The sequence below is a fragment of the Aeribacillus sp. FSL K6-1121 genome, from assembly GCF_038003725.1.
Taxonomy (GTDB): Bacteria; Bacillota; Bacilli; order Bacillales; family Aeribacillaceae; genus Aeribacillus; species Aeribacillus composti.
Genome location: NZ_JBBOPS010000001.1, coordinates 3,104,516 through 3,117,226, shown reverse-complemented (window position 1 = coordinate 3,117,226; position 12,711 = coordinate 3,104,516). Strand labels below are relative to the sequence as shown.

Here is a 12,711-nt window from a genome sequence, read left to right as displayed (position 1 = left end):
TTACAAAAACATCTTTAATTGATTTGAATGATGCAAACCGTTTTAATTAATCTGAGAAAAGCGATTGAGGCGAGATTTGCTTATCCATGTAAAAAAGTATGGACGAAACGATTATTCGCTGCAATGCGGTTTGAGAAGCTCAAGCCTCTTTTATCCTCTTGTAAATGGAAATATATAACAAACAAAACAGCTTAAAACAGAACGAACAAAAACGACAAATTTACGAACAACTAAGAGCTCGCTTCTTCTGAAGATCCTCCGCATCTATTGCAATCAAGCTCGCTTTCTTTAAAACCTTCAATCGGAGTATAATTAATTGATCGTTACTTCAGAAACATAAACTGTTCCATTCTTGAAGCATATGAGCAGTGAAAGCTTCGTTTGATTTTAAAGCCAGCTCTAAAAGTGCTTTTTTGTTTCATATCATTCTTAGTCTCATACTCAAGAACAATTGAATATTGAGCACTGTTCATCGCATATAATGGGAAAGTATAATACTGTATCATTTCAAAATTCATATATGGCCAAAACAGAAAAAGTCATTTGGATGGTAAGGAGGAATGATAATGCCTGAGGAATGGCAAATTATGTTGATTCGCATTGTTTTAGCAGTCATTTTAAGTGGATTTATTGGCCTTGAACGAGAATTTAAACGGCATCCAGCAGGCTTTCGCACGCATTTGTTAGTTGGTGTCGGCTCCTGCATGATGATGCTGCTGTCTCTTTATGGCTTTGAAGAATATATGGATCGTTATGAAAATATTCGTTTTGACCCAGCAAGAATTCCTTCTTATGTCATTAGCGGCATTGGTTTTTTAGGTGCTGGAACGATATTAGTGAGAGGGGTTACGGTAAGAGGATTAACGACGGCAGCCTCGATTTGGGTTGTTGCAGGACTTGGCCTTGTTGTTGGGGCAGGAATGTATCCGTTGGCGATTTTTTCTACCTTGATTGTATTGTTGAGTTTGATCTTTCTCAATAAGGTGGAGGCTTTTTTTGCTGAGAAGTCAAGCAAAAAATGGATACAAGTTAATCTTCCAGAAGATGATTTGGTGGAATTTACTCGGAAACTTGAACAATTAAATATTTCTGTTTATAAAATTCATTTTACATTGTCAAAGCCAAAAGAAACTAAACATGCGAAGCGTTCATATTTACTTGAAATTGGCCTTCCAAAAGATGAAATGCCTGAAATCATAAACGAATTATTGAAATTTCAAGAAGTTAAAAAAGTTTTTTAAAGAGCGGGTTTTTTCCATATTGTAAATGGCAATATTATTAGTGAGCTTTTTTGTTGAAATGACACAAAAAAAAATTTATATTATAATTAAGGTCAAATATAGTCAAAGTCAAGTGACTAGTTGTTATCGTTTAGGAAATAAGCATTACGTAAACATCTTGCCTCCTATCCCTCAAGGATATTGCACATTTCTTGAGCGTTTTGCAATTCCAATCAAAAAGTTGAAGGAGGTGTTTTTCGAGGTGCGGAATATATCTGATATTATCGAGCAATATTTAAAGCATGTATTAGATTCAAGCGGAAAAGAAATTGTTGAAATTAAAAGAAGTGAAATTGCGGATAAATTTCAATGTGTTCCATCGCAAATCAATTACGTGATCAACACTCGTTTTACAATTGAACGGGGTTACATTGTCGAAAGCAAAAGGGGTGGAGGCGGTTATATCCGAATTATGAAAATTCGAATCAATGACCGTATCCAGCTGATCAATCAAATTTTAAATGCCATTGGTAAAAGGCTGTCACAATCGTCGGCGGAGGATATTATTTTGAGATTGGCTGATGAAGAGGTTATTTCAGAAAGAGAAGCGAAAATTATGTTGAGCGTAATTGATCGGTCTGTTTTATATATTGATTTGCCTGATCGAGACGAATTGAGGGCAAGGATGATGAAGGCGATGCTCACCTCGTTAAAATACAAGTGAGGATGTGATGGACGATGATTTGTCAAGAATGTCATGAAAGGCCCGCTACTTTCCACTTTACAAAAATCATAAACGGCGAAAAAACTGAAGTGCATATATGTGAAAAATGTGCACAGGAAAAAAGTGATGTATTCATATTCAATATGAATCCAGGCTTTTCTATAAACAACTTATTGTCCGGATTATTAAATATGGACAGCGCCATTAGCAGCCAAGGGCAAAATGTTTTCAAGAAAAATCAGGTCATTCAATGTGAGAAATGTAATATGACGTTTGATCAATTTACGAAAATTGGTAAATTCGGGTGCTCCCATTGTTACAAAACGTTTTATCACCAAATTACCCCGATTTTAAAACGTGTTCATGGCGGGAATACAACTCACGGCGGTAAAGTACCGAAACGGACCGGTGGAAGTATTCATTTGAAAAAGCGCCTGAAAATGCTTAAACAGGAACTGCAAGAATTAATTGCGAAAGAGGAATTCGAAAGAGCAGCTCAAGTTCGGGATGAAATTCGGTCCATTGAAGCGAAGATAAATGGACGGAACGAAAGGGGAGTATGACATGTCCTTTCAAAAATTTATTCGTTCAGCCATGAGCCCTTGGATGAATCAAGAAGGACCTGATTCCGATATTGTGCTGAGCAGCCGAGTCAGATTGGCGCGAAATATAGAAAATATCAGCTTCCCTACCATTATGTCGAATGAAGAAGCCTTGGCTATTTTAAATACGCTTGAAGAATCATTTTCACAAAGAGTGTTTGACGGTTTAGGGACATTCGTGCTGCTGAAAATGAATGAACTTCAGCCTATTCAAAAACGCGTACTTGTAGAGAAGCATTTGATTAGTCCTTATTTAATGGAAGAATCAGCACTTGGAGGGTGCCTTTTATCTGAAAACGAAGAAGTGAGCATCATGATAAACGAGGAGGATCATATTAGAATTCAATGTTTGTTCCCGGGCCTTCAGCTAAAAGAAGCGTTGAAAATGGCAATGAATCTTGACGATTGGATTGAGGAAAAAGTAGATTATGCATTTGATGAACATAGGGGCTACTTAACTAGCTGTCCAACAAATGTCGGTACCGGCTTGCGGGCTTCCGTGATGATGCACCTTCCAGGACTTGTCTTAACACAGCAGATTAACCAAATTATACCTGCTATCAATCAATTAGGATTGGTTGTGAGAGGTCGGTACGGAGAAGGAAGTGAAGCGATAGGTAATATATTCCAAATTTCGAACCAAATTACGCTAGGCAAATCAGAAGATGATATTGTCGATGATTTAATAGGTGTTGTCGGGCAATTAATTGCTCAAGAACGGGCTGCAAGAGATGCTTTATATAAAACGAATCCGCATCATCTAGAAGACCGTGTATATCGTTCCTACGGCACTCTCAAATACAGCAGGATTATTCCATCGAAAGAAGCAATTCAATGTTTATCAGATGTGCGCTTAGGAATTGACCTGGGAATTATTCAAAATGTTCCACGCAGTGTTTTAAATGAGCTTATGATTTTAATTCAGCCCGGATTTCTGCAACAATATTCAGGAGGAGTTCTACGGCCGAATGAACGGGATATTCGCAGGGCAACATTAATTCGTGAAAGGCTTCAATTAGAAAGGAAGCAAAGGGAGGATGATGAACAATGATGTTTGGGAGATTTACGGAACGGGCGCAAAAAGTGCTTGCTTTAGCGCAGGAAGAAGCTGTACGCCTCGGACATAACAATATCGGCACAGAGCACATATTGCTTGGGCTCGTGCGCGAAGGAGAAGGAATTGCCGCTAAAGCGCTTCACGCTCTAGGATTAAGTCCAGAAAAAATCCAAAATGAAGTGGAAAGCCTGATAGGACGGGGACAAGAAATTTCGCAAACGATCCATTACACACCGAGAGCAAAGAAAGTCATTGAACTGTCAATGGATGAAGCAAGAAAATTAGGACATTCTTATGTCGGAACAGAACATATCCTATTGGGATTAATTCGAGAAGGCGAGGGAGTTGCTGCGCGTGTTTTAAACAATCTCGGAGTAAGCTTGAACAAAGCGCGTCAGCAAGTTTTACAGTTGTTAGGCAGCAACGAAGTATCCTCAAGCCACCAAGGAAGTTCGATGACAAACGCAAATACTCCGACGCTTGATAGTCTTGCGCGGGACTTAACGGCTGTTGCACGGGAGGGCGGACTTGATCCAGTCATCGGCCGAAGCAAAGAAATTCAGCGTGTCATCGAGGTTTTGAGCCGAAGAACAAAAAATAATCCTGTTTTAATAGGTGAACCTGGTGTTGGGAAAACTGCCATAGCAGAGGGACTTGCTCAGCAAATTGTGAATAATGAGGTTCCTGAAATTTTGAGAGATAAGCGCGTTATGACCCTTGATATGGGAACAGTTGTAGCTGGCACAAAATATAGAGGGGAATTTGAGGACCGCCTTAAAAAGGTAATGGATGAAATTCGCCAAGCAGGAAACATCATTTTATTTATTGACGAGCTTCATACACTGATCGGCGCAGGCGGGGCGGAAGGTGCAATTGATGCTTCCAACATTTTAAAACCTGCTTTGGCTCGGGGAGAATTGCAATGTATTGGGGCAACAACTTTGGATGAGTACCGTAAATATATTGAAAAGGATGCTGCACTTGAACGGCGCTTCCAGCCAATCCAAGTCGACGAACCGTCCATTGAAGAGAGCATTCAAATTTTAAGAGGCTTAAGAGACCGATATGAAGCACACCACCGGGTATCCATTTCCGATGAGGCGATTGAAGCTGCTGTTAAACTTTCAGATCGGTATATTTCCGATCGGTTCCTGCCTGATAAAGCGATTGACTTGATTGATGAAGCAGGCTCCAAAGTCCGTCTTCGTTCATTTGCAACACCTCCGAATTTAAAGGAATTGGAGCAAAAATTAGAAGAAGTGCGAAAAGAAAAAGAAGCTGCAGTCCAAAGCCAAGAATTTGAAAAAGCAGCTTCATTAAGAGATACAGAACAGCGGCTCAGAGAGGAATTAGAGGAAACGAAAAAATCATGGAAGGAAAAACAAGGTCAAGAAAATTCTGAAGTGACCGTAGAGGATATTGCAATGGTTGTTTCAAGCTGGACGGGAATTCCGGTTGTTAAACTTGCACAAACAGAATCAGAGCGGCTTTTGAATCTCGAAGAAATTTTACACTCGCGCGTTATTGGTCAAGAAGAAGCTGTCACTGCAGTCGCAAAAGCTGTCAGACGGGCACGTGCAGGCTTAAAAGATCCGAAGCGTCCGATCGGTTCATTTATCTTCTTAGGACCGACAGGTGTAGGGAAAACGGAATTAGCCCGTGCATTAGCTGAAGCAATGTTTGGTGACGAAGATGCTATGATTCGAATCGATATGTCAGAATATATGGAGAAGCATTCTACGTCAAGGCTCGTTGGTTCGCCTCCTGGATATGTAGGCTATGAAGAGGGAGGACAATTGACGGAAAAAGTGCGCCGCAAGCCATACTCAGTCGTATTATTGGATGAAATTGAAAAAGCTCATCCAGATGTGTTTAACATTTTGCTGCAGGTGCTTGAAGACGGAAGACTCACAGACTCAAAAGGGCGCACCGTTGATTTTCGAAATACGATTTTAATTATGACTTCAAATGTAGGGGCAAGCGAATTAAAACGGAATAAATATGTCGGCTTTAATGTTCAAGACGAAAATGAAAATTATAAAGATATGAAAAACAAAGTGATGGATGAACTGAAAAAAGCATTTCGTCCTGAATTTTTGAACCGGATTGACGAAATTATTGTGTTCCACTCTTTAGAGAAAAAACATTTGAAAGAAATTGTTTCGCTGATGGCGGATCAGCTGACAAAACGATTAAAAGAACAGGATATAGAACTCGAATTAACGGATCGTGCAAAAGAAAAGCTGGCTGAAGAGGGCTTTGACTTAGAATATGGAGCGCGTCCGTTGCGGAGAGCGATTCAAAAATATGTCGAAGATCGCTTATCAGAGGAATTATTGAAAGGCACGATCTCGCAAGGTCAAAAAGTTGTATTGGACGTGCAAAATAATGAATTTGTCGTAAAAACTGCAGAAAAGGTTCAATAATCCAATGGGCATACTGCTTCACGTATGCCCCTCTCTTTCATTATATTGTCGTTTATCGATTGAACAAAGTGGGGAATAACCGAATGTCAAAGATCAAATCAAAATTTATTTGTCAATCGTGCGGATATGAATCGCCGAAATGGATGGGAAAATGTCCAGGGTGCGGCGAATGGAATTCAATGGTTGAAGAAGTTATCAAGCCAAAGGGAAAACACCGCATTGCTTTTAGTCATTCCGAATCATCCACTGTCAGCAAACCTTCTCCAATTCATCAAATCCAAGCTGCGCAAGAACCTAGAATGCTTACAGGACTTCATGAGTTTAACCGCGTATTGGGAGGCGGAATTGTAAAAGGGTCTCTCGTTTTAATTGGAGGGGATCCTGGAATTGGAAAATCCACTCTCTTATTGCAAGTCTCCTCACAGCTGGCAGAGAGAGGGAACGATGTTTTATACATTTCGGGAGAAGAATCTTTAAAACAGACAAAACTTCGCTCCGACCGACTCGGGGTAAAAGGCGAAAGACTTTTCGTGCTTTCTGAAACGGACTTAGAAATCATCATTCAATCCATAATGGAAACTGAACCGGCTTTTGTCATCATTGATTCCATTCAAACGATTTATAACAGTGAAATTGCTTCTGCTCCTGGAAGCGTATCTCAGGTTCGAGAATGTACGGCTGAATTAATGAGATTGGCAAAGACAAAAGGAATTCCGATTTTTATTGTCGGTCATGTAACAAAAGACGGCACAATTGCAGGGCCGCGCATTTTAGAACATATGGTTGATACTGTATTGTATTTTGAAGGTGATCGACATCATACGTACCGAATTTTACGGGCAGTTAAAAACAGGTTCGGATCCACTAACGAAATAGGAATTTTTGAAATGAAGGAAGCAGGTCTTAAAGAAGTGCTCAACCCGTCAGAAGTGTTTTTAGAAGAGCGTGCAAAAGGGGCATCTGGTTCAACAGTAGTCGCTTCCATGGAAGGGACAAGACCTGTTCTAGTCGAAATACAAGCTTTAATCACCCCGACAAGCTTTGGAAACCCCAGAAGGATGGCAAATGGGATTGATCATAATCGTGTTTCTTTGTTGATGGCGGTATTGGAAAAACGTGTTGGTTTATTGCTCCAAAACCAAGATGCCTACTTAAAAGTTGCCGGCGGGGTGAAATTAGACGAGCCTTCAATTGACTTGGCAATTTGCATCAGTATAGCTTCAAGCTTTAAAGATGTTCCGACGAACATTTATGATGTTTTTGTAGGTGAGGTTGGTTTAACAGGAGAAATTAGAAGGGTTTCACGAATTGAACAGCGTGTACAAGAAGCTGCCAAACTGGGATTTAAGCGGATTTTTTTACCGAAAGCCAATCTGGGCGGTTGGAAATGGCCGGAAGATATAGAAATTGTCGGTGTGCAAAACATTTCAGAAGCGCTCGAACTTGCAATAGGGGGATAAGCTATGAAACAAGAAAAATCGCTTAAGGAAATCTTGCAATTTGTAGCCCCAGGCACACCAATCCGGGAAGGAATTGAAAACGTGCTGCGCGCAAAGACCGGGGGGCTAATTGTTGTAGGATATAACGAAAAAATCAAACAAATTGTAGACGGGGGATTTTATATCAATTGCCCTTTTTCCCCCGCCTATTTATATGAACTAGCTAAAATGGATGGAGCCATTATTTTAAGCGACTCAGGGCAAAAAATTTTATACGCAAACGCACAGCTCGTTCCGGATACGAGCATAGAGGTAAGAGAAACAGGCATGAGGCATAGAACAGCTGAACGAGTAGCAAAGCAAACAGGAAATCTCGTAATTGCTATTTCTGAAAGAAGAAATGTCGTCACATTATATTTTGGCAATTCCCGCTATGCTTTGAGGGATATCGGCGTCATTTTGACGAAGGCCAATCAAGCTTTGCGGACGTTGGAAAAGTATAAATCTGCCACTGACCAATCCATTAATAATTTAGGATCTTTAGAGTTTGAAGATTTAGTCACGATCGATGAAGTGATCCAAGTTTTACATAGAATAGAAATGGTGCTGCGAATTAAGAGTGAAATTATTAATTATATTTACGAACTCGGTACAGAAGGGCAGCTGATTCAGCTTCAGATGACCGAGCTTTTAGCAGATATTGAAAAAGAAGCGGCTCTGCTTATCAAAGATTACAGCATGGAGCGGCTGAATGATCCTATTCCTGTATTAAAGCAGCTGCAAGAATTGTCCAGCTCAGCATTATTAGATGATGCGGTTTTATTGAAGCTGCTCGGATATCCCCATTTTACCAATATGAATGAACCTGTTGTTCCTCGAGGATACCGGTTTTTGCATAAAATACCAAAGCTTCCTTCCGTTATTATTGAAAATTTAGTGACAACCTTTGAAAATTTGAAACAAATTGCAAATGCTACCGTAGAAAAGCTTGATGAAGTGGAAGGAATAGGTGAAGTTAGGGCGAGGAAAATTAAGGAAGGATTAAGGCGCCTCCAAGATCAGTATAACATTGCAAGGGAGCTCTAACACATCCTTTACAGTAATTTATCAATATTTTTACAATCCTTGTTTTTAGATGTTTGAAAGGTTTGAAAGTGTATATAATGAAATAAAGGAGGTGGAGGTATGTTAAAACGAATTGTTCAAATATTTTTCTTTTTTGTTGGCGGAACGTTAGGTGTTTTGTTTATACCGGAATTATTATTTCTCTTAAATCTTGATGATGTTCCATTTCTGATGACACCATATACATTGGCGATATTAGGTGCAATTTTATTTTATATAACCTCCTTCTGGCTAGTGGATTATGTGGTGAATTGGATAAAATTTATAGAAGAGAAATTAGTGAAAGCTCCGGTTACGGATGTATTATTTGGCAGTTTAGGATTAATTTTTGGTCTGATTATTGCTTATTTGATTGGAATTTCATTATCTGAACTTCCATACCCAATTATCAATAACATTGTTCCGATCTTTTTAACCATAATTTTAGGATATTTAGGTTTTCAAATCGGATATAAAAAGCGCGACGAACTGTTGAACTTGTTTTCGATTACAGCAAGAATCAGCAAGAAGAAAGCCTCTCAAGAAGAAGAGGAAAATGTTGAAAAGAAAAGCTTAAAAATATTAGATACAAGTGTTATTATAGATGGCAGGATTGCAGATATTTGTCAAACAGGTTTTTTAGAAGGGACCATTATTATTCCTCAATTTGTGTTGGAGGAACTTCAGCATATAGCGGATTCTTCAGATGTGCTAAAAAGAAATCGAGGAAGAAGAGGTCTGGATATTTTAAATAAAATCCAAAAAGAGCTGGACATTAAAGTGGAAATATGGGAAGGCGACTTCGAAGATATACAAGAAGTCGACAGCAAGCTTGTAAAACTGGCAAAAATCATTCAAGGCGTTGTGGTCACAAACGATTTCAATTTAAATAAAGTATGTGAGCTCCAAAACGTCTCTGTTTTGAACATCAACGATTTAGCCAATGCGGTAAAACCGATTGTACTACCAGGGGAAGAGTTAAATGTCCAAGTAATTAAGGATGGAAAAGAGCATAACCAAGGTGTTGCTTATCTTGATGATGGCACGATGATTGTTGTCGAGGACGGAAGGGACTATATCGGGAAAAATATTGATATTCTCGTTACAAGCGTTCTTCAAACATCTGCCGGACGAATGATTTTTGCAAAGCCAAAGCTGCTGGAAAAAGCATTGTAATAAGGGAGAAAGAAGATGGAATATCGGGTTGTCATACCAGCTGCAGGGCGAGGGAAAAGAATGAGGGCAGGAAAAAATAAACAGTTTATCAAACTTAATTCTTTACCTGTGATTGTTCATACTTTAATGGTGTTTGAAAAAGATCCTCAATGCACCGAAATTGTTCTAGTCATAAACGAGAAAGAGCGTGAAGAATTTCTTTCTTTACTGAAAAAATATAAAATAAAAAAAGTGCAAAAACTAGTTCCCGGAGGACAGGAACGCCAATATAGTGTTTACAACGGGTTAAAAGCTGTTGAAGAAGATGGTATAATATTAATTCACGACGGTGCAAGGCCTTTCATTCGCAGGGAAACCATTCATCAGCTTGTTGAAAAGGCTCATTTAGAGGGCGCAGCGGTCGTAGCCGTTCCTGTAAAGGATACTGTGAAAAGGGTTCGCAATATGGAAGTCATTGATACTGTTGAACGTTCTAGCTTGTGGGCAGTTCAAACGCCACAAGCTTTTCGTCTTTCCATCGTATTAAAAGCTCATGAAGCGGCCAATAGGGATCAATTTGTAGGAACAGACGATGCAAGTCTTGTAGAAAGAATTGGCGAAAAAGTTTGTATTGTACATGGGGATTATTCAAATATAAAGCTTACAACCCCTGAAGATTTGATTTTTGCCCGTGCGATTTTAGAGAGTGAAAGAGGGGAAAGGGAATGATTCGGATTGGACAAGGTTTTGATGTTCATCAGCTTGTGGAAGGAAAACCGCTTGTGATCGGTGGAGTCAACATTCCTTATGAAAAAGGATTGCTTGGACATTCTGATGCTGATGTTCTTCTTCATGCATTGACAGATGCCTGCTTGGGAGCGATTGGAGAAGGAGATATCGGCAAGCATTTTCCTGATACGGATCCTGCATATAAAGATATTGACTCGGCGAAATTGCTTCAAGAGGTATGGAACTTGGTAAAGGAGAAAGGCTATATATTAGGCAATGCGGATTGTACAATTATTGCTCAAAAACCAAAAATGGCGCCTTACATCCATCAAATGCGTACTAGAATTGCGGAGCTCTTGGAGGCTGAACTTGACCAAGTGAATGTTAAAGCAACGACGACGGAGGAGCTTGGGTTTACAGGACGCGGGGAAGGAATCGCTGCACAGTCAATCGTTTTATTGCAAAAGAAAAAGTAATCTTTGAACATCAATGGTTTGGTGGTACAATATTTTAAAGAATTACGGTTTGATTATTGGAGGGACAAAATATGGCTGACAACGGAATACGGGTTCGCTATGCACCGAGTCCGACGGGGCATTTACATATTGGAAACGCACGCACTGCATTATTTAATTATTTGTTCGCTAGAAGCCAAAATGGGAAATTTATTATCCGAATTGAAGATACCGATCAAAAGCGGAATATCGAAGGAGGAGAACAAAGCCAGCTTTTTTATTTAAAATGGCTTGGAATTGATTGGGACGAAAGCATAGACAAGGGCGGAGATTACGGTCCTTATCGACAATCGGAGCGGACAAGCATTTATAAAAAATATTATGAAGAGCTCTTGGAAAGAGACTTGGCGTATAAATGTTATTGTACGGAAGAGGAGCTTGAAAACGAGCGTCAAGCGCAAATCGATCGCGGTGAAATGCCAAGATATTCAGGGAAATGCGCGCACCTTTCTAAAGAACAGCAAGAGGCACTCGAAAAAGAAGGACGGAAACCAAGCATTCGTTTCCGGGTTCCAAAAGGAAAAATATATAAATGGAACGATATCGTAAAAGGAGATATTTCTTTTGAGTCCGATGATTTTGGGGATTTTGTCATCGTGAAAAAAGACGGAACACCGACTTATAATTTTGCCGTCGCCGTCGACGATCATTTAATGGAAATCAGTCATGTGTTGCGCGGAGAAGACCATATCTCCAATACACCGAAGCAAATGATGATTTATGAAGCTTTTGGATGGGAGCCGCCTGTTTTTGGTCATATGACGTTAATCGTCAATGAAAACAGAAAAAAATTAAGCAAGCGTGATGAGAGCATCATTCAATTTATTGAACAATATGCTGAATTAGGGTATTTGCCTGAAGCGCTCTTTAATTTTATCGGTTTGTTAGGATGGTCTCCTGTTGGGGAAGAAGAGATTTTCAGCAAAGAAGAGTTTATTAAAATTTTTGATCCAAACCGATTATCAAAATCACCTGCTGTTTTCGATACACTGAAATTAAAATGGATGAACAATCAGTACATGAAAAAGCTTGATCTCGAAAAAGTAGTCGACCTTTCGCTGCCCCACCTTGTAAAAGCCGGGCGCATCAGTGAAAATATGTCAGAAGATGAAAGAGATTGGGTGCAACGTCTCATTTCCCTGTATCAAGAGCAAATGAGCTACGGTGCAGAAATTGTCGAATTAAGCGAAATGTTTTTTAAGGAAGAGATAGAGATCGATGAAGAAGGAAAGCTTGTGCTTCAAGAAGAACAAGTTCCTTCCGTGTTAAGCGCATTTTTGGAAGAAGTGAAAGCAATTCAAGATTTCAAAGCAGATGAAATCAAAAAAGCGATTAAGTCAGTTCAAAAGGCGACAGGTCAAAAGGGGAAAAAATTGTTCATGCCGATTCGCGTTGCGACGACCGGGCAGACACACGGTCCTGAGCTGCCGCTTGCCCTTGAGCTCTTAGGAAAAGAAAAGATTATCACAAGGCTGGAAAAAGCACTAGATTAACTTTTTAAAAAAATTGTAATATAGTATTGATGAACAGATGACGGAAAAACGTTGAGAAGGAGAAGTAAGAAAGCAAACGGCTTTTCAGAGAGAACCTCCTTTGGCTGAAAGAGGTTTAAGCACGCGCTTTCTGAAATGCCCCTTCGAGTCTTTTGTCGAAACCAGCGGGAGTAGACAAAAGCGGAGACTCACCGTTATAAGAGTTAAAGTTGAGGGAAAAGAAAAGCTATACTTTTCCCTAAACAGA

The 12,711-nt window shown here is 39.6% G+C and carries 11 protein-coding genes and 1 other annotated feature (1 of these 12 running past the window's edge); all 11 genes read left to right on the top strand.

Annotated elements, in window-relative coordinates; translation table 11 throughout:
• The first annotated feature begins 566 nt into the window (after positions 1–566).
• The 11 genes from NSQ61_RS15230 to gltX all read left to right on the top strand — a co-directional run bounded on the left by NSQ61_RS15230 (position 567) and on the right by gltX (position 12,464).
• Positions 567–1,241: an MgtC/SapB family protein gene (locus NSQ61_RS15230; RefSeq protein ID WP_242513753.1), complete on the top strand. Its 675-nt coding sequence runs from the start codon at positions 567–569 to the stop codon at positions 1,239–1,241.
• Positions 1,242–1,482: 241 nt separating this feature from the next.
• Positions 1,483–1,944 carry a CtsR family transcriptional regulator gene (locus NSQ61_RS15225; protein WP_063387474.1) on the top strand — a complete coding sequence of 154 codons (462 nt, stop codon included), beginning with the start codon at positions 1,483–1,485 and terminating at the stop codon, positions 1,942–1,944.
• Positions 1,945–1,958: 14 nt separating this feature from the next.
• On the top strand, positions 1,959–2,507 hold the full coding sequence (locus NSQ61_RS15220) for a UvrB/UvrC motif-containing protein (protein ID WP_063387128.1): 549 nt from the start codon (positions 1,959–1,961) through the stop codon (positions 2,505–2,507).
• A gap of 1 nt (position 2,508) precedes the next feature.
• Positions 2,509–3,597 (top strand): protein arginine kinase, encoded by a 1,089-nt coding sequence (locus NSQ61_RS15215; RefSeq protein ID WP_340807472.1) that lies wholly within the window; start codon positions 2,509–2,511, stop codon positions 3,595–3,597.
• Positions 3,594–6,029 (top strand): ATP-dependent protease ATP-binding subunit ClpC, encoded by a 2,436-nt coding sequence (gene clpC / locus NSQ61_RS15210; protein ID WP_063387130.1) that lies wholly within the window; start codon positions 3,594–3,596, stop codon positions 6,027–6,029. The genes NSQ61_RS15215 and clpC overlap by 4 nt, the downstream gene beginning before the upstream one ends.
• An 83-nt stretch (positions 6,030–6,112) precedes the next feature.
• Positions 6,113–7,489, top strand: coding sequence for a DNA repair protein RadA (gene radA / locus NSQ61_RS15205; RefSeq protein ID WP_130156460.1), 1,377 nt, complete (start codon positions 6,113–6,115; stop codon positions 7,487–7,489).
• A gap of 3 nt (positions 7,490–7,492) precedes the next feature.
• Complete coding sequence (gene disA, locus NSQ61_RS15200) at positions 7,493–8,554, top strand: DNA integrity scanning diadenylate cyclase DisA (protein WP_066247900.1); 1,062 nt, start codon at positions 7,493–7,495, stop codon at positions 8,552–8,554.
• A gap of 99 nt (positions 8,555–8,653) precedes the next feature.
• Entirely contained in the window at positions 8,654–9,748 is a 1,095-nt protein-coding gene (locus NSQ61_RS15195) for a PIN/TRAM domain-containing protein (RefSeq protein ID WP_063387133.1), read from the top strand.
• Between the two features lie 15 nt (positions 9,749–9,763).
• Positions 9,764–10,456, top strand: coding sequence for a 2-C-methyl-D-erythritol 4-phosphate cytidylyltransferase (ispD, locus tag NSQ61_RS15190; protein ID WP_340807468.1), 693 nt, complete (start codon positions 9,764–9,766; stop codon positions 10,454–10,456).
• Entirely contained in the window at positions 10,453–10,932 is a 480-nt protein-coding gene (ispF, locus tag NSQ61_RS15185) for a 2-C-methyl-D-erythritol 2,4-cyclodiphosphate synthase (RefSeq protein ID WP_063387135.1), read from the top strand. Before ispD ends, ispF begins: the two co-directional genes overlap by 4 nt.
• 71 nt (positions 10,933–11,003) lie before the next feature.
• The gene (gene gltX, locus NSQ61_RS15180) at positions 11,004–12,464 is read left to right on the top strand and encodes a glutamate--tRNA ligase (RefSeq protein ID WP_063387136.1); all 1,461 of its coding nucleotides are present in this window, start codon (positions 11,004–11,006) and stop codon (positions 12,462–12,464) included.
• 42 nt (positions 12,465–12,506) lie between these two features.
• Positions 12,507–12,711, top strand: a binding site (T-box leader); it runs 29 nt beyond the window's last position.